General features: G+C 62.0%; 21 protein-coding genes and 2 pseudogenes. 7 read left to right on the plus strand and 16 right to left on the minus strand.

Annotation, left to right across the window (positions count from 1 at the left end):
* Nucleotides 1-58: 58 nt before the first annotated feature.
* From NKJ13_RS25290 to NKJ13_RS25305, 4 genes and pseudogenes are all read right to left on the minus strand, one after another.
* Nucleotides 59-1,237 (minus strand): HlyD family secretion protein, encoded by a 1,179-nt coding sequence (locus NKJ13_RS25290; RefSeq protein ID WP_352741009.1) that lies wholly within the window; start codon nucleotides 1,235-1,237, stop codon nucleotides 59-61.
* A complete protein-coding gene (locus NKJ13_RS25295; protein WP_352703393.1) occupies nucleotides 1,234-1,713 on the minus strand; it encodes a MarR family winged helix-turn-helix transcriptional regulator in 480 nt (159 codons plus the stop codon). Before NKJ13_RS25295 ends, NKJ13_RS25290 begins: the two co-directional genes overlap by 4 nt.
* A 156-nt stretch (nucleotides 1,714-1,869) precedes the next feature.
* A pseudogene (locus NKJ13_RS25300) lies at nucleotides 1,870-2,561 on the minus strand (LysR substrate-binding domain-containing protein).
* Nucleotides 2,562-2,638: 77 nt separating this feature from the next.
* Nucleotides 2,639-2,776 (minus strand): annotated as a pseudogene (locus tag NKJ13_RS25305) (LysR family transcriptional regulator); the annotation flags it as partial.
* A gap of 142 nt (nucleotides 2,777-2,918) precedes the next feature.
* On the opposite strand from NKJ13_RS25305, the gene NKJ13_RS25310 reads away from it, so the two are divergent.
* Nucleotides 2,919-4,307 (plus strand): FAD-binding oxidoreductase, encoded by a 1,389-nt coding sequence (locus NKJ13_RS25310; protein WP_352508885.1) that lies wholly within the window; start codon nucleotides 2,919-2,921, stop codon nucleotides 4,305-4,307.
* A gap of 37 nt (nucleotides 4,308-4,344) precedes the next feature.
* Here NKJ13_RS25310 and NKJ13_RS25315 read toward each other — a convergent pair whose 3' ends face one another.
* A complete protein-coding gene (locus tag NKJ13_RS25315) occupies nucleotides 4,345-5,280 on the minus strand; it encodes a bifunctional helix-turn-helix transcriptional regulator/GNAT family N-acetyltransferase (protein ID WP_352508884.1) in 936 nt (311 codons plus the stop codon).
* A gap of 218 nt (nucleotides 5,281-5,498) precedes the next feature.
* Between NKJ13_RS25315 and groES the strand changes: the two genes are divergently transcribed.
* Both groES and groL read left to right on the plus strand, forming a co-directional pair.
* Entirely contained in the window at nucleotides 5,499-5,795 is a 297-nt protein-coding gene (groES, locus tag NKJ13_RS25320; RefSeq protein WP_006203049.1) for a co-chaperone GroES, read from the plus strand.
* Nucleotides 5,796-5,857: 62 nt separating this feature from the next.
* Entirely contained in the window at nucleotides 5,858-7,513 is a 1,656-nt protein-coding gene (groL, locus tag NKJ13_RS25325; RefSeq protein WP_352649698.1) for a chaperonin GroEL, read from the plus strand.
* Between the two features lie 235 nt (nucleotides 7,514-7,748).
* Here groL and NKJ13_RS25330 read toward each other — a convergent pair whose 3' ends face one another.
* The gene (locus NKJ13_RS25330) at nucleotides 7,749-8,360 is read right to left on the minus strand and encodes a TetR/AcrR family transcriptional regulator (protein WP_352479322.1); all 612 of its coding nucleotides are present in this window, start codon (nucleotides 8,358-8,360) and stop codon (nucleotides 7,749-7,751) included.
* Between the two features lie 103 nt (nucleotides 8,361-8,463).
* On the opposite strand from NKJ13_RS25330, the gene NKJ13_RS25335 reads away from it, so the two are divergent.
* Genes NKJ13_RS25335 through NKJ13_RS25345 form a run of 3 tightly spaced genes read left to right on the plus strand, consistent with a single transcriptional unit; the run spans nucleotide 8,464 to nucleotide 10,376 of the window.
* Complete coding sequence (locus NKJ13_RS25335; RefSeq protein WP_352706946.1) at nucleotides 8,464-9,474, plus strand: zinc-dependent alcohol dehydrogenase family protein; 1,011 nt, start codon at nucleotides 8,464-8,466, stop codon at nucleotides 9,472-9,474.
* Nucleotides 9,475-9,525: 51 nt separating this feature from the next.
* Nucleotides 9,526-9,972, plus strand: a complete 447-nt coding sequence (locus NKJ13_RS25340) for an OsmC family protein (protein WP_352479320.1) — start codon at nucleotides 9,526-9,528, stop codon at nucleotides 9,970-9,972.
* Between the two features lie 17 nt (nucleotides 9,973-9,989).
* Nucleotides 9,990-10,376, plus strand: a complete 387-nt coding sequence (locus NKJ13_RS25345) for a nuclear transport factor 2 family protein (protein ID WP_352740267.1) — start codon at nucleotides 9,990-9,992, stop codon at nucleotides 10,374-10,376.
* 6 nt (nucleotides 10,377-10,382) lie between these two features.
* On the opposite strand, the gene NKJ13_RS25350 is transcribed toward NKJ13_RS25345, so the two are convergent.
* Both NKJ13_RS25350 and NKJ13_RS25355 read right to left on the minus strand, forming a co-directional pair.
* On the minus strand, nucleotides 10,383-10,994 hold the full coding sequence (locus NKJ13_RS25350; protein WP_352740269.1) for a LysE family translocator: 612 nt from the start codon (nucleotides 10,992-10,994) through the stop codon (nucleotides 10,383-10,385).
* An 86-nt stretch (nucleotides 10,995-11,080) separates the two neighbouring features.
* Nucleotides 11,081-11,500: a nuclear transport factor 2 family protein gene (locus NKJ13_RS25355; RefSeq protein ID WP_352778728.1), complete on the minus strand. Its 420-nt coding sequence runs from the start codon at nucleotides 11,498-11,500 to the stop codon at nucleotides 11,081-11,083.
* A gap of 170 nt (nucleotides 11,501-11,670) precedes the next feature.
* Between NKJ13_RS25355 and NKJ13_RS25360 the strand changes: the two genes are divergently transcribed.
* Entirely contained in the window at nucleotides 11,671-12,591 is a 921-nt protein-coding gene (locus NKJ13_RS25360) for an AraC family transcriptional regulator (protein ID WP_352740272.1), read from the plus strand.
* A gap of 38 nt (nucleotides 12,592-12,629) precedes the next feature.
* Here NKJ13_RS25360 and NKJ13_RS25365 read toward each other — a convergent pair whose 3' ends face one another.
* From NKJ13_RS25365 to NKJ13_RS25400, 8 genes are all read right to left on the minus strand, one after another.
* Nucleotides 12,630-12,968, minus strand: a complete 339-nt coding sequence (locus NKJ13_RS25365) for a YkgJ family cysteine cluster protein (RefSeq protein ID WP_352508882.1) — start codon at nucleotides 12,966-12,968, stop codon at nucleotides 12,630-12,632.
* Between the two features lie 50 nt (nucleotides 12,969-13,018).
* Entirely contained in the window at nucleotides 13,019-13,183 is a 165-nt protein-coding gene (locus NKJ13_RS25370) for a hypothetical protein (protein ID WP_254820654.1), read from the minus strand.
* Between the two features lies 1 nt (nucleotide 13,184).
* Nucleotides 13,185-13,592: a hypothetical protein gene (locus tag NKJ13_RS25375; RefSeq protein WP_352740274.1), complete on the minus strand. Its 408-nt coding sequence runs from the start codon at nucleotides 13,590-13,592 to the stop codon at nucleotides 13,185-13,187.
* Entirely contained in the window at nucleotides 13,592-13,819 is a 228-nt protein-coding gene (locus tag NKJ13_RS25380; RefSeq protein WP_352740276.1) for a hypothetical protein, read from the minus strand. The genes NKJ13_RS25375 and NKJ13_RS25380 overlap by 1 nt, the downstream gene beginning before the upstream one ends.
* A 465-nt stretch (nucleotides 13,820-14,284) precedes the next feature.
* On the minus strand, nucleotides 14,285-14,494 hold the full coding sequence (locus NKJ13_RS25385) for a cold-shock protein (RefSeq protein WP_010915421.1): 210 nt from the start codon (nucleotides 14,492-14,494) through the stop codon (nucleotides 14,285-14,287).
* An 84-nt stretch (nucleotides 14,495-14,578) separates the two neighbouring features.
* Nucleotides 14,579-14,944: a hypothetical protein gene (locus tag NKJ13_RS25390; protein WP_352740278.1), complete on the minus strand. Its 366-nt coding sequence runs from the start codon at nucleotides 14,942-14,944 to the stop codon at nucleotides 14,579-14,581.
* A gap of 52 nt (nucleotides 14,945-14,996) precedes the next feature.
* On the minus strand, nucleotides 14,997-15,788 hold the full coding sequence (locus tag NKJ13_RS25395; RefSeq protein ID WP_352740280.1) for an SDR family oxidoreductase: 792 nt from the start codon (nucleotides 15,786-15,788) through the stop codon (nucleotides 14,997-14,999).
* Nucleotides 15,789-15,854: 66 nt separating this feature from the next.
* A complete protein-coding gene (locus NKJ13_RS25400; protein ID WP_352740282.1) occupies nucleotides 15,855-16,316 on the minus strand; it encodes a RidA family protein in 462 nt (153 codons plus the stop codon).
* Between the last annotated feature and the right edge of the window lie 42 nt (nucleotides 16,317-16,358).

Genomic DNA, 16,358 nt, shown 5'->3' on the forward strand with positions numbered 1-16,358 from the left:
CTTCGGACCAATCCTGCATCCATCTCACTGTTTGCTATGCGGCCGCTGTTCGGCCTCCTTACTTGGCCTGGCCTGCCGTGGCGCCGCGGAAAATGCTCGGCAGCCCGCGGGAAACGCCGGTGTCCACCGTGACCGTCGCGCTCATGCCGGTGCGCAGCGCCGTCTTGGCGTCGGCATCGGCCAATTCCAGGCGGACCGGAATGCGCTGCGTGACCTTGACCCAGTTGCCGGTGGCGTTCTGCGCAGGCAGCAGCGAGAACTCGGCCCCGGTGCCGGCGCCGATCGCCTTGACGGTGGCTTCGAAGGTCTTGCCCGGATAGGTATCGACTACGATTTCGGCCTTCTGGCCTGGCTTCATGTTGGTGAGCTGGGTTTCCTTGAAATTGGCGTCGACCCAGGTGTCGCCGGTCTCGACCAGCGAAAACAGCGGCGTGCCCGAACCGACATACTGGCCGACCTTGAACGAAGCGGCCTGGCTGATGATGCCGTCGGCAGGCGCCTTGACCTTGGTCTGGACCAGATCGTAGGCCGCCTTGTCGCGTGCGGCGAGCGCCGCCATTACTGTCGGATGCTTGTCGGTTTCGATGTCGGGATTGCCGCCAAGTGCCGCCTTGGCGCTGACGATCCCCTGCTGGGCTACGGCCAGCTGCTGCTTGGCCTTGTCGAGGTCGTTCTTGGCTTCGTCCAGCGACGACTTGGCGTTGATGCCCTTCTGGGCAAGGTCGGCGGCGCGGTCATATTGCGACTGCGCGTACTGGACCTGGCTTTCGTCAGACTTCCCCTGCGCCAGCGCCTGGCTGTAGGCCGCACGCAGCTGCTCGACATTGAGCCGCGCACCGGCCACCGCCGCGTCGGCCTGGGCCAACGCGATCCGATAGGGCTCGGGGTCGATGGCGAACAACACGTCGCCCTGCTTGACAGACTGGTTGTCGAAAATGTCGACCTGAACGATGCGGCCCGCCGTATCGGCGGCTATCGACACCTTGGCCTGCTGCAGATTGGCGTTCTCGGTCTCCTGATAGCGGCCGCCGGTCACCCAGACATAGCTGCCGGCGGCGATCAACGCAGCGGGCAGCACAACCATCAAAAGGAAGCGGCCGACACGGCGCTTCTTCTTCGGCACCACCGGCGCCGGAGCTACCTGCGGAGCGACCGTTACCGGAGCTGCCGCCGGCTTCGCGGGAGCTTCCATCTCCAGCTTGGCCGCATTCTCATCTAGTTTGGCTACCGCGTTCATGTTGCTGCGCCTTCCGTATTCTTCACTTTTTCCGAGGGCGGCGTCTCACCATCTGCAAGATTCTGCACCATTATCTCCAGCGCCTTGACCAGGACGCGGCGATCTTCCGGCGAAACGCCGACGAGCGATTCCTCATAGACCTCGCCGGCAAGGCTCTTGACGTGGGCGTAGGCCGCGTTCGCCTTGGCGGTCGGGAAAATCATGCGCACTCGCCTGTCGGTTGCGTCGGGACGGCGCTCGATCCAGCCGCCCTCCTCCATTCGATCGACAAGACGCGAGACGCTGATCGGCTCGATTTCGAGAAGCTCGGCAAGCCGCGCCTGCGCGACACCCGCCTCCTTGGCGACACGTACCAGAAGCCGCCATTGCGCCGAAGAAAGGCCGAAACCACTGGCGCGCGCCTCGAAGCGCTTGCGCATCAGGCGCTGCACGTCGTGGATCAAAAAGCCCAATCTGTCGATGCCGTCGGAAACCATGAGCGACATATATAATAAGCGTGCTCATAATTCAAGGAGCCCGATTGTGCCAGAAGCCGGTAAGTGTGCATGGCAATCGGTGCAGGGCGATCGTGGTTAGCAATTTATTACGCCGGGCGCTTGTGACGAGCATGCGGAAGATCGGCGTTCAGATGCTCAGACTATCGATCTCACCCAGGCGGAAAAGGCTTCGATATGCGCTTGTCGGGGGTGATTGGCTACGCCAGCAAGGTAAAAGCCATAGCCTGGCAGAGAGAGATCATGTGCCTTGACCAGCCTGCCAGCCTCGAGTTCGCCACTGACGACCACATCGCTGCAGATAGCGATGCCTTGGCCTGCCGCTACCGCGTCAATCGCGTGCAGCTCTTCGCGGAAACTCAAGTCCCATGGCCGGTTGGCATTGGGGATGCTGGGATCGATCGAGCGTGCGATCGCCAGCCATCGCTGCCAGGTCGGCGCTTCCGGGTCGCGGTTCGTCCAATTGAAATGGATGAGCGGGTATTGCAGCAGATCGGCGGCGCGCTCGATCTGTCGGTGTCCTCCTGCCAGCAGATCCGGGCTGCATACCGGAAAGAATGCGTCCCGAAAATTTCCTGCGCGGGAACGTCCCGCGGCATCCTGCGCGCATAGCGGATCGCAACGTCGGCGTCACCGGCTTGCAGGTCCAGAACGGCGTCTGTCCCGATGATCTCCAGTGGAATGTTCGGATGCTGTTCGCGCCACTTCGACAGGCGCGGAACCAGCCATCGGCTGGCAAATGCATTTGGGCTCGCACGCGCAACGGACGTTGGCCAACACCGGCCGAGGCTGATGCGATTGCCGCAGCGAAAGCGTCGAAGCCGCTGCAAATTACCGGGAATAGCCGTTCGCCCACGCCTGTGAGCACGAGCGGTCGTGGGCGCCGCCGGAACAGCAGTTGCCCACAGACCTCCTCCAGCAGTCGAATCTGGTGGCTGATGGCCGTTGGCGTCACTCCGAGTTCCGTCGCGGCCTTCCTGAAGCTCATCAGCCTGGCAGCGGCTTCGAAGGCGCGAAGCGATCCGAGCGGCGGAAGTTTTCTCATCCACGCAGTTTAGATGAATTTAGCTCATCCAGCGACTGAGATATTCGATTTTGCAGCGAATGGCGCCGCATGAGATCATTGATCCGACACATGTCGGTGAACGAAAGCGGCCTGTCCAACCGTGCCGGATCGCGAAGGGTCGATGAGCATGTTCAAGCTTATGGATGGTTCCGGGCCGACGTTGCATGCGCCAGATATCGCTCGGCTCAGGCAGGCGATCCGCGGCGATCTGATCCTTCCGGACGACCCTGGCTATGACCAGGCGCGCAGAGTTTGGAATGGCATGGTCGATAAGAGGCCGGCGGCTGTGTTCTATTGCGCCGAATCCAGCGATGTCGTCGCGGCGGTCAACTTCGCCCGATCACAAGGCTTCCTCGTCGCCGTCCGCGCCGGTGGCCATAACGTCGCCGGCAGTTCGGTATGCGACGGCGGCGTGGTGATCGACGTGTCCCGCATGAAGCGGATCGAAGTCGACCCGATCCGCCGTGTTGCGCGCGCAGAAGCCGGCTTGAACCTGGGCGAGTTCGACGCAGCCACACAGGCCCATGGTCTCGCGACGACCATGGGTGTCAACGCGGATACCGGCATAGCCGGACTGACACTCGGCGGCGGGTTCGGCAAGCTTGGCCGCAAACATGGACTGAGCTGCGACAACCTTGTCGCTGTCGAAATCGTGACGGCGGACGGCCGGTTGCTCACGGCAAACGCGGCCGAAAATGCAGATTTGTTCTGGGGCATCCGGGGCGGCGGCGGCAATTTCGGAATAGTCACGACCTTCGAATACAAGCTCCATCCCGTGGGTCCGCTCCTCATCGCGGGATCGATGCTATACCGCTACGAAGAGGCACGCGATGCGATGCGGTTCTATCATGCGTTCTCGAGCGGCGCCCCGGATGAGCTGAGCCTGGATGCAGCACTTGTGACGGCGCCCTCGGGCGAACGCTTCTTCAGCATATCGGCGTGCTACATCGGCCCACTCGACGAGGGCCAGCAAATCATTCAACCTCTGAGAGAATATGGCACGCCGGTTGAGTGCCAGATTGCTCCTGTCCCCTATCTTCAAATTCAATCGGCCGGGGATAGCCTCTTTCCGCGCGGGCGGCGCTACTACTGGAAGGCGCAGTTCATGCGCGAAATCACAGATCAGGCGATCGATGCCATGCTTGCGGCTTACATGACCGCACCCCGCGAGTCGCTTCTGGTCCTGCAGCAGGTTGGCGGCGCCATCTCGCGAGTACCGATGGATGAAACGCCCTATGCCAACCGAGATGCTCTTTACGATTGTTTCCCGATATCGATCTGGGACAATCCGTCTGACGACGAAACGCACATCCGATGGGCGCGTGACCTGTGGGATGCAATGAGACCGTTCTCGACCGGCGGCGTCTACGCCAACAATCTCGGCGAAGAGGGCATTGATCGGGTTCTGGCGGCTTACCGCGAGAATTATCCGAGGCTGGCCGCGCTAAAAAACAAGTATGACCCCACCAATCTCTTTCGCTTGAACCAAAACATTAAGCCTGCGACCTGAGCGACCGCAGGCCGATGCTCGAAATTCTGCGGCGCTGCTATAACTCCAAATTCCAGTTCTGGCCGACCAGGTCCTTGCCGAAGGAATGGTGGCGCTCCTCGTCGGTCAGCTTGAACCCGGCCGCCTCGTAGATGCGGCGCGCCGAGGTGAGCACGTCGTTGGTCCACAGCGTCAGTGTCCTGTAACCCTTGGTTCGAGCAAAGCCGATGCATTCCTCGACCAGCCGCCTGCCGATGCCGAGACCGCGCGCCGAAGGCTCGACATAGAGCAGGCGCAACTTCGCCACCGCGTCCGACTGGCGCACGACGAAGACCGAGCCGACGACCTCCCCTTCCCGCTCGGCGATCCAGCTGCGTTCCCATTTCGGATCGAAGGATTTGACGAAGGCACCAAGGATTTCGGCGACCAGCGCTTCATAGGTTTCGTCCCAGCCATATTCCTGCGCGTAGAGCAGGCCCTGGCGATGGATGATCCAGCCGATGTCGCCGACTTGCAGAGACCGCAGCATATAGGGAACTTTGGGCTCGGCACTTCCGCCCAGCAGACGCTGCACCGTCTGCATGGCCCTGACCAGCCTGTCCTGTTCGGCAGCCGAAAGCCGTTCGAGCAAAGCCGCGACCTGTTCGTGCGAACCCTGGTTCAGCGGCGCGAAGGCCTGCCGCCCGGCCTTGGTCAGCGCGATCGACGAGCGCCGCGCATCCGCCTCGATCGTGGCGCGCTCGACCAGATCACGCTCCTCGAACTTCTTCAGCAGCCGGCTGAGATAACCGGCATCGAGGCCGAGATCGCGCGCAAGCTCGGTGGCGGTCAGGCCATCGCGATGCGCCAGCTCATAGAGCACCCGGGCTTCGGTCAGCGAGAAGTCGCTTTTCAGCAAGCCTTCCTCGAGCAACCCGATCTGGCGGGTGTAGAAGCGGTTGAAGGCCCGCACCGCGTCGATCCGCTCCTTGCCTGGGTGATGATGAATGGTCATGGCATCCTCCTGCCCGGCAAGATCAGCCATTTAGTTGACTTAGTCAAGTATCCGTTTGAAGCAATCGTCCTGAGAATGGTCACCGGGCGTCTTGACTCGCGCGGGCTGCCAGCCTATTTCAGCGCCACGTTAGCACTCCCCCAAGATGAGTGCTAACCACATGTCCGGCGCCGCCGGACGGAGGAACTGTTCTCACCATTCTCATCGAGGAATAAAAAATGGCAAAGTCGAAGTTCCGCCCGCTTCATGACCGCGTGGTCGTTCGTCGGGTCGAATCCGAATCCAAGACCGCGGGCGGGATCATCATCCCCGATACGGCTAAGGAAAAGCCGCAGGAAGGCGAGATCATCGCCGTCGGTTCCGGCGCCCGCGACGAAGCCGGCAAGCTCGTCCCGCTGGACGTCAAGGCCGGCGACCGCATCCTGTTCGGCAAGTGGTCGGGCACCGAAGTCAAGCTCAATGGCGAAGACCTTCTGATCATGAAGGAATCCGACATTATGGGCATCATCGGCTGAATATCGGCCTCACCCTCATTTAAATCTTCGGGCTTAATCCAAGCCCCTGCCAGGAGCTGAAAATGGCTGCCAAAGACGTAAAATTCTCCCGCGACGCTCGTGAGCGCATGCTGCGCGGCGTCAACATCCTCGCCGACGCGGTGAAGGTCACGCTCGGCCCCAAGGGCCGCAACGTCGTCATCGACAAGTCGTTCGGCGCACCGCGCATCACCAAGGACGGCGTTACCGTCGCCAAGGAAATCGAGCTTGAAGACAAGTTCGAGAACATGGGCGCGCAGATGGTCCGCGAAGTTGCTTCGAAGACCAACGACATCGCCGGCGACGGCACCACGACCGCGACCGTTCTGGCGCAGTCGATCGTCCAGGAAGGCCACAAGGCGGTTGCCGCCGGCATGAACCCGATGGACCTCAAGCGCGGCATCGACCTCGCCGTTGCCGACGTCGTCGCGACGCTGATCAAGAACGCCAAGAAGATCAAGACCTCGGAAGAGGTTGCCCAGGTCGGCACCATCGCCGGCAATGGCGATGCTTCGGTCGGCTCGATGATCGCTGAAGCGATGCAGAAGGTCGGCAATGAGGGCGTCATCACCGTCGAGGAAGCCAAGACCGCCGAGACCGAGCTCGAAGTCGTCGAAGGCATGCAGTTCGACCGCGGCTATCTCTCGCCCTACTTCGTCACCAATGCCGAGAAGATGGTTGCGGATCTGGAAGACGCCTACATCCTTCTCCACGAGAAGAAGCTCTCCAACCTGCAGGCCATGCTGCCGATCCTCGAGGCTGTCGTGCAGACCTCGAAGCCGCTGGTCATCATCTCCGAGGACGTCGAAGGTGAGGCCCTGGCGACGCTGGTCGTCAACAAGCTGCGTGGCGGCCTGAAGATCGCTGCCGTCAAGGCGCCGGGCTTCGGCGACCGCCGCAAGGCCATGCTGGAAGACATCGCCATTCTCACCGGTGGCCAGGTCATCTCCGAAGACCTCGGCATCAAGCTCGAGAATGTCGGCCTCAACATGCTCGGCCGCGCCAAGAAGGTGTCGATCTCCAAGGAGAACACCACCATCGTCGACGGCGCCGGCAAGAAGGCCGAGATCCAGGGCCGCGTCGCCCAGATCAAGCAGCAGATCGAGGAGACCACCTCGGACTACGACAAGGAGAAGCTGCAGGAACGTCTCGCCAAGCTCGCCGGTGGCGTTGCCGTGATCCGCGTCGGCGGTGCGACCGAAGTGGAAGTCAAGGAAAAGAAGGACCGCGTCGATGACGCCCTCAACGCGACCCGCGCGGCCGTCGAAGAAGGCATCGTTCCCGGCGGCGGCGTCGCACTGCTGCGCGCCTCGCTGACCATCAAGGCAACCGGTGCCAACTCCGACCAGACCGCGGGCATCGCCATCGTGCGTCGCGCGCTGCAGGCTCCGGCCCGCCAGATCGCGTCCAACGCCGGTGCGGAAGCATCGATCGTTGCCGGCAAGATCCTCGAGAACAAGGGCGCGACCTTCGGCTACAACGCCCAGACCGGCGAATATGGCGACATGATCGCCATGGGTATCGTCGATCCGGTCAAGGTTGTGCGCACGGCTCTGCAGGACGCGGCCTCGGTCGCCGGCCTCCTGGTCACCACCGAAGCCATGATCGCGGAGGCTCCGAAGAAGGAGTCGGCTGGCGGCGGCATGCCTGGCGGCATGGGCGGCGGCGGCATGGGCGGCATGGGCGGCATGGACTTCTAAGAAGTCCATAAAGCACGCCCATGAACTCACGTTGCTCAAGCCCGCAAGCGGGCTTGAGTGGCGGCATGGACTTCTAAGAAGTCCATAAAGCACGCCCATGAACTCACGTTGCTCAAGCCCGCAAGCGGGCTTGAGTGGCGGCATGGATTTCCAATCCAACCCATCTACCTTCAGATACGGAAAGGGCGGCCGAGAGGTCGCCCTTTTTGTTTGCTTTGCTTAGCGGTTTGCCCGCTCAGACGGCGGCGTCAATCCGCCGCGAGGGTGAGATTTTGGCAGGCAATGCACCCTCAATCAGCGCCGCGACTTCATCGGCTACTGCCAGCACAGGGGCACGGTCGTGGGTGGCGCGTGCGATCACCATCAACCCTTCCAGCGATGATTCGACCAGCAATGCGAGCGCGTGCGCACGGCGCTCGGGCACCCCTGCCCTGACGAAGGCGGCCCTGAGCAAGCCTATCCACTGCTCGAAAGCCGAGCGGCACAATTCGGCCAACTCCGGCATGTCTGCCGGCGAGTCCAGCACCACGGGCGCGATCGGGCAACCGAGCGTGAACTGGTTGTCTTCCAGCATGCGGGCGACAGACTGGTAGATGTGGTGGACAGCCACCGCCGGGTCCTTTTCGGCGGCGAGCGCGGCGCCCAGCCTCTGCGTCACCTCGTCGACGCTGTCGCGCGTCACCTCGATGACCAATTGGTCCTTGCCGCCCGGAAAGTGGAAGTAGAGCGAGCCTCTCGGTGCGCCTGAGGCGCTCAAGATGTCGTTGAGCGACGTGCCGTGGTAGCCGCGCTGCCTCAGCAGCCGCGCCGTCGTCTCGATCATACGGGTGCGGGTGTCGTTCGCCATGTCAACCTCTGTCAGGAGTGAACACTATAGGCCTTGCGTCCAATATAGCAATCGGTCTACTTAATATGTAGATCAGTCTACATATTCGGGAAGGAGAGCCGATATGCGCAGTTATCGCCTTGAAGGAACCGGCGGAATCGAACGCCTGGTGAGGCGCGACGAGGCGCAGCTGGCGCCGAAGCAACACGAGATCGCCGTGCGTGTGCGCGCCGCTTCGCTCAACCGCCGCGACACGATGATCCTCAACGGCACCTATCCACTGGCGCCACGCCAGGGCGTTATCCCGCTGAGCGACGGTGCCGGCGAAGTCGTTGCCGTCGGCGATTCCGTCACCCGCTTCGCCGTCGGCGACCGCATCACCGGCAGCTATTTTGCGCGCTGGATCGACGGCCACATCAATGCCGGGCTGATCGACCAGCTCGGTTGCACACTGGACGGGATGCTGACCGAATACGCGGTGCTCGATGAGCAATGGGCGGTGCGGCTTCCCGATCATCTCGACTGGCATCAAGCGGCGACGCTGACCTGCGCCGGCCTGACCGCCTGGAATGCGGTGACGGCGGCCGAAATGCCGAAGCCCGGCCAATGGGTCCTTGTCATCGGTTCAGGTGGCGTCGCGCTGTTTGCGCTGCAATTCGCCAAGCTGCTCGGCTGCCGGGTCGTGGCCGTCAGTTCGCGCAGCGAGAAGCTGGACCGGCTGCGGGCGCTGGGCGCCGACCTCGTCGTCTCGACAGCCGGCATGCCGGAATGGGGTGCTGCGGTGCGTGAGCAGACCGGCGGCGTCGACCTCGTCGTCGAGACCGGCGGCCCGCCGACCTTCGCGCAATCGATGATCGCCTGCGCGCTTTACGGGCGCATCGTGCTTCTCACCATACAGGATGCGAAAGGCGGGACGGTGCAGATCCCCGGCCCGGTCTACCAACGCAGCCTCGCCACCATCAGCCGGCTGTTCGTCGGCAATCGCGCCAACCTCGAAGCCATGCTGCGCGCCATCTCGGTGCATCGGCTTAAGCCTGTCATCGACAAGGTGTTCGCCTTCGACGAGGCCCAAGACGCCTATCGCTATTTCCAGCAAGGCGACGTCTTCGGGAAAGTGGTCGTCGACGGCGCCTGACTGGTTCACCCCCAAAATTCGATCGAGCCTCAAACTAAAAGGAGAGACGCAATGACCATTCGTGAAGCAGAAGCTCAATGGCAGGGATCGTTGAAGGAAGGTTCGGGTCGGCTGAGACTAGGTAGCGGCGTCTTCGAAGGTGCCTACTCCTTCCCGTCGCGTTTCGAGAACGGTCCCGGCACCAACCCGGAGGAATTGATTGCGGCGGCGCATGCCGGCTGCTTCTCGATGGCGCTAAGCGCCATTCTCGGCCGCGAAGGTTACACCCCCGCGCGCATCCACACGATCGCGAAAGCCCATCTCGGCGCCACCGCGGCCGGACCGACGCTGACCCGTATCGAGCTGGAGACCGAGGCAAGCGTCGCCGGGCTGGCGGCGGGGGATTTCGAGCGGCTGGCGCAGACGGCCAAGGAGAGCTGCCTCGTATCGCGGGCGCTGGCCGGCGTCGCCGTGATCACGCTCACGGCCCGCCTCATCGAAACCGCTACTGATCACTGAAGGGAAAGGAATATCCAATGACACAGGAACTCATCATCGACATCGCCGCGGCCAAACGCTCCGCCGAAACGGCCGAGATCATGCGGCGCTACAACGAGGTCTTCCAGCGCCACGACCCATCGGCGCTCGACGATCTGGTGGCGGAAGACTGCGTGATCGAGAACACCACGCCGGCCCCGGACGGCGGCCGCCGCATCGGCAAGGGCGCCTGCGTCGAACTGTGGTCGGCGATCGCGACCGGACCCGGCACGCGCTTCGACATCGAAGAAACCTTCGTCGCCGGAGACCGGGCGACGATCCGCTGGCGCTACTGGATGGCCGACGGCAATTCGCTGCGCGGCGTTAACCTGATGCGCGTGGCGGACGGGCAGATCGTCGAGGCCATGGGCTATGTGAAAGCATAAGGCTCTCTACGGGTCTGCCAGCGCCAGTTTGGCGCCGAGCATTACAAAGGCTCCGGCGAAGGTACGGCGCATCCAGGTCAGCACCTTTGGCCGCGACACGACATGGCTGCGGATTGACGCCGCGAAAACGCCGTAGCCGACAAAGACCAAGAAGGTGAGCAGCATGAAGACGCTGCTGAGTTCCAGCATCTTCGACAGCGCATGCGGTTCGGTGGTGCTGACGAATTGCGGGAGGAAGGCAAAGAAGAAGATCGACAGCTTTGGATTGAGGATGTTCATCAGAATGCCGGAGGCGATCACCTTGCCGGCGGATCGCGGCGCGACATCTTCGTCGACGCTCAGGCCGCCCTTCTCCTTCAGCGTGTTCCAGGCCATGTAGAGAAGATAAGCGACGCCGAGATATTTCAGCGTTTCGAAGGCGACCGCACTCGTATGCAGCAGAGCCGCGAGGCCGGTGATAGCGGCCGCCATGTGCGGAATAATGCCGAGCGTGCAGCCGACAGCGGCAATGATGCTGGCGCGCGCACCACGCGAAAGCCCGGCGCTCAGCGTATAGAGAACGCCGGTGCCGGGCGAAGCCACGACAATCAGCGACGTCAACAAGAATTCGATGCTCACGGATGGTCTCCCGGCGTTGGCCCTGCCGCCGGCAGCGTAATCAGCGAAACGTGCGGGCACAAGCCAGCCTCAGAGCCTATGCGCATTCAGATCATGCTGTTGGCGTGCAGCTTGCTATCGGCGATGGGCTGCCGAACTTCCCAGTGTTCGACGAGTTTGCTGTCCTTCAGCCTGAAAATGTCGACGATGGCCAAGCCTTCCTCCTCCGGTTCGCGTTTTGCGTGCATGTGCACGATGACGAAATCCCGTTCGGCAAAAATCCGCTTCACCTCTCCCCTCACGAGGGGAAATGACTGTTTGAGCTGCTGCAGATAGGCTTTGAAGCCGTCCGCGCCATCCGCAATGTTCGGATTGTGCTGGATGTAGCGTTCGCCAAAATGCATCGAAGCAGCTTCGATGTTGCCCTGGTTTACCGCTTTGTCGATGAAGTCCAGGACGATCATCTTGTTGGTGTCGAGCGAACTATGAATCTTGGCTGGAAGTGGATTTGATGGTTCGTCACGCATGTTTTGCTCCGTCAGGTGCCTGCTTCTGCCCGGTGCGGACAGAAGCGTCCGCACGCCGACATTGCCAACATAATCTGTCGCGATTGTGAGATGGTCGATACGCTATTCACCTGGATTCTTATCCAATCGTCTAATATCGTCATCTGGTTCATCGTCGGAGGATGGTTCTCATGGACGCCTTGTCCGAAGTTCTTGCTTCGCTGCGATTTGGCAGCGCCATGATCGGCAGCGCGACCCTGCATCGGCCATGGGGTATTTCAGTCGATCCGACAAGGAATGCCGCCATCCACGTCATACAGAACGGCGAATGCTGGTTGCGGCTAGCCGGTGAAAAGGAGCCGATCCGCTTGGGCGAAGGAGACGTCATCCTTGTCGCGAGCGGTATCGGGCATGCCCTTTGCAATCCGGCGGGTGCACCGACGGCATCGATATCCGCCGTCCTTTCCGCAAATCGGAGCGGACTGGAACCGAAAAGCGAAAGCGGCGCGACAACTCTTCTTTGTGCGAGATATTCACTCGACGGCGTCGGGCCATATCCGATGGTTTCGCTGTTTCCTCCGCTGATTCATTTGACCCGGAATCAGATCCACACCAGCGAGCCGCTGCGGCTTGCCCTGGAACTTCTACAGGTCGAAGCGAAAGGCAATCTCGGCGGCCACGACATTGTCGCCCCACGCCTTCTCGACAGCACATTGATCTTCTTGTTGCGTGCCTGGATCGAACATCAGCCACTCGGAACAGGGGGATGGTTTGGCGCCTTGCGCGACAAAGGCATTGCGCAGGCCTTGCGCCTGATCCACGAGCGGCCGGGCAATCCCTGGACCATCGCTTCCCTTGCCAGCGGCGCGGCACAGTCCCGAGCCACCTTCGCGCGTCGCTTCGCTCAACTGGTGGGACAGCCGCCGCTGTCCTATGTGACTCGATGGCGGATGAATCTTGCCGCCAAGGCTCTGCGGGAAACGAACCAGAATATTGGCGAGATCGGGCGCGCCGTCGGATATGAATCGGTGCCGTCGTTCTCGCAGGCATTCAAACGGTTGACCGGACGATCGCCCGGCCTCTACCGCAGCGACTTTCGATCATCCGACTGAGGAAATTTAAACTGGGGACGCCAGCGCGTGTGCTGTCATTACAGCGTCGGCAGTCCGTGAGCCCGGCGCGCCATCAGGCAGTCGTCATCGCCCGGCATGCACGCGCGGCAGACGTCGGGACGGATCTCATAGATTCCGCAGGCGGTCGACTTGCCGACCTCGCCGCGCAGTGCCGAACAGCGCGCGCCGTCGCAGCGCATGCCGGCTTCGTCGGCAGCCACGTATTTTTGCGGGATAAGGTCGAGCTGAGCGTCATCCTCGGTTGAAAAGCGCGGCCATCTTGACGAGTAGGCGCAGCAGGCGCCACAGGTCTGGCAATCGAAGGCAACCGGGTCGGCGCCCTCTTGTGGCGACGAAAAATCCTCTGCGACCGCCAAGGCAAGCAGCCTTGGCGCCGATTTCCGGCCGGCATCCTGCTGCAAGGGCGCTATTTCTTCTTCGGCTTGCGCGGCGGCGCTTCGGCCGGCGACCTGAACAGATCGGTGCCCGCTTCGGCGGCTTCGCCGGTTTTTGGCGCGACGGCCGGCTTGGCCGGCTTCACGGCGGCAGCAGGCGCTGCCGGCTGCCCCTTGGCGGAAAACTTGATTGCCATATCAATCCTCGTCAGAGAAACGCGATGATGGCGCGTTCGGATTGCGAAGGCGGCCGATGAGCGCCGAAACGGCCGTGATGTTCATTTCTTCGGGCGACCAGTTCCTGGCCTCCTCGATGTGCCGGGGGGCCAGCTCGCGATGCGTGCTGCCGCTGTAGGCGGCGTCCTGAAAGGTCACGCGCTCGTGCGTCTTGGCGTTTTCCCGGACGTATTCGATCAGATAATTGGGGCATTCGGCGCGGCCGCGCACGCCGAGCCGCACCTGGGCATCGCCGTGGACACGCCGGCAGCGCTCGAGCTTTTCGAGCACGCGCCGGACGTATTCGACCGGCTTGTCGAGTTCGGCCACGACATCGGCAATGGTCGAATCAGCGGCGATCGCCTTTTGAGGCACACGTTTGGTGGCCATCAGCGTTTGCCTGCGCGTTTTGGCGAGGCCGCGAGCGCAGCCGTTGCCGCCATGTCATCGGCTTCCTTTTCCAGCCGCAGTTCGCGCAGCCGCGCGGTCTTGGCTTCGCGGGCCTGGCTGACGGCATCCCGTTCGGAATTGATCCGGTCGAGCGACATCGACTGGGTCCGCGTCTTGCTGAAGATGGATTCAGCCTGGTCGCGAAGTTTTTTTGAAGTTGCGGTCAAGGTCTTTCTCCCGGTTCGGAGCGCGCCGCCCAAAGGTGGCGAGACTGGTCTTTCGGCCAGGATCCCGCACAAAGCAATACGGCAGCCGGTTTCAAATTGCTGGGAAATTCTACTCTGACGGCCATCTGATGGCGTTTTCCGCGCTTCCGGTGCTCACGGACCCAAATGTCCGCTGCGCGCCGGTTCTCGAACCCACCATATGACTCGCCAGAGCGAATTTCGAAACAGCCTCTTAGCACGTCCAGGCCGTCGAGCAGCGCTCTTTCGGCGGTCGAAGCGCAAAAATGAAAAAGGCCAGGCACCGCCTGACCTTCCATAAGAGCGCCCGCGCATCCCGAGAGACGCGCAAAGAAACGTTCTTCTCATGCGCATGAGCTGGGACTTAGCCTCCCGCGATCATGCGCTGGAATTAGCCATTCACCGGTGCCAGTACATCCGTGGTCACCGGTGAGGCTGAATTCCGTTTTAGGCCGCCTTCAACTGGTCGGCGGACATCTTGCCCGACTTGTTGTCGCGGACCATCTCGTAGCCAAGCTTCTGGCCCTCGACGATGTCGCGCATTCCGGCGCGCTCGACGGCTGAGATGTGGACAAAAACGTCGGCAGAACCGTCGTCAGGCTGAATAAAACCAAAACCCTTGGTGGCGTTGAACCATTTAACTGTGCCTGTGCTCATAACGAACCCTTTCCATGGCAAATATTCGTTCGTCGTCATGCGGATGCACAACAACGTTTGTCTCGATTTTGATGGGGAAGTTCGTCAAAGGCGCGCCTTGGCACGCGGATAACAAAAGTCGGTCAAACAAACATCGACAAAGTTCTTATAGACTTCTTTGCGCGCCGTGTCAATTTTTTGATTTGCGACACTCGCGGAGACGCGCGTCGGCGACCGGCGCGCCGGCAAATCCGACAGCAAAAGCCGGGCTATTGCCTGCCAAAAAACCACTTGGAGCTCTTTTTTTTTCGCAATCCGGACGGAAAATCGTTCACGCTTGTCCTGGAATTGCTCCAACCGGGAACCATTTCGGCGCCAGGGCATTTTTTCGATGTCGAAAGCCGTTCTCGAAAGAGCGATCTTGAGAAAGGCGGACGACAAACAGGACGCCCCCGCGCAGATAAAAGGCACGAGGGGCGTTCCTGTGAGATGCACGCAATCGTGCCGTCATATCACCTGCCCCTCACAGCATGCCGCGGCTGAGTCCACCATCCACCGGCAACGCCACTCCGGTGACATAGGCGGCGTCGTCGCTGGCCAGGAATGCAGCGACCGCGCCGAACTCGGCGGGGGTGCCATAACGCTTTGCCGGGATTTCGGCCTGACTCTCGGCGGCGATCACGGCGGCGTCGACACCCCTGTCGGCTGCGTCCATGGCGTCGAACTCTTTCGTCCGGTCCGTCGCAAAACGGCCCGGCAGCAACAGGTTGACGGTGACGCCGTCCGCCGCCACTTCGCCGGCCAGCGTCTTGGCCCAGCCGGCGAGCGAGGCACGCAACGCGTTCGAAGCGGTAAGGCCGGGGATCGGTTCGCGGACGGAAGTCGAGGAAACGGCGATGATGCGTCCCCAGCGCCGCGCCCGCATGCCTGGCAGGAACGAAATGGCGATGCGCATCTGGCTTAGCACCATGCTGGTGAACTGTTTCTCCCAGACGCTCGCATCGAAGACGCTGGCCGCGAAGGGCGGCGGGCCGCCGCCATTGAGCAGGACGATGTCGATCCGCTGATGCTCGTCCTCGACGGCACGGATCAGTCGGGAGACGCTGTCGTTGTCCGAGAGGTCGGCGCTGAAGGTCGAGCAGATGTGGCCGGCGGCGTCGATCGCGCGCTGCGCCGCATCCAGGGTCGCCTTCCCTCGTCCGACCACGATGATCTCGGCGCCTTTTGCCGCGAGCGCTTCGGCAACGCCGAAACCGAGGCCCTTGCCTCCGCCGAGAACCAGCGCCTTCCGCCTCTCAAGATTTGCACTTATCAAGCCAAGCCTCCTCTGGTTTCACTGCGCACTCCCGGATAAGCCCCGAGGGCATGCTTTGGGGGTGCATCAGCGGACATGCACGATAGCGTCGGCTTCGACCGGAACATTGGCCGGCAAGCCGGCCATGCCGAGCGAGCAGCGGGCGTGCTCGCCACGCCCGCCGAAAACATGGAGCAGAAATTCGGATGCTCCGTTGCCGACCTCCGAATAGGCCGAAAAGCCGGCCGCCGCATTCACATAGACGGTCAGCTTGGCGAATTTCACGACGCGGTCGAGATTGCCGTCCAGTTCCTTGTCCAGCCAATAGACGATGTTGGCAGCGCAAAGCCGGGCGGCGTTGCGCGCAGCAGCCAGATCGATCTCTGCGCCAACCCGGCCGATTGCGGCGATATCCGGCCCGATCTCGGGGATCTGACCGGAGACATAGACGATGTCGGCGACCCGAGCCGTCGGCGAGAACGGCAAAGCAGGCCGCTCGAGCGACGGCCAGGCGACACCGAGCTCTTCAAATCTTCTTCTATAGGACAAGGTGGCTGCTCCTGCTTTCATTCGTGCGAGCAGACCTTGAAT

It is taken from the genome of Mesorhizobium sp. M0174 (genome assembly GCF_040322275.1).
In the GTDB taxonomy this organism is placed as follows: domain Bacteria; phylum Pseudomonadota; class Alphaproteobacteria; order Rhizobiales; family Rhizobiaceae; genus Mesorhizobium.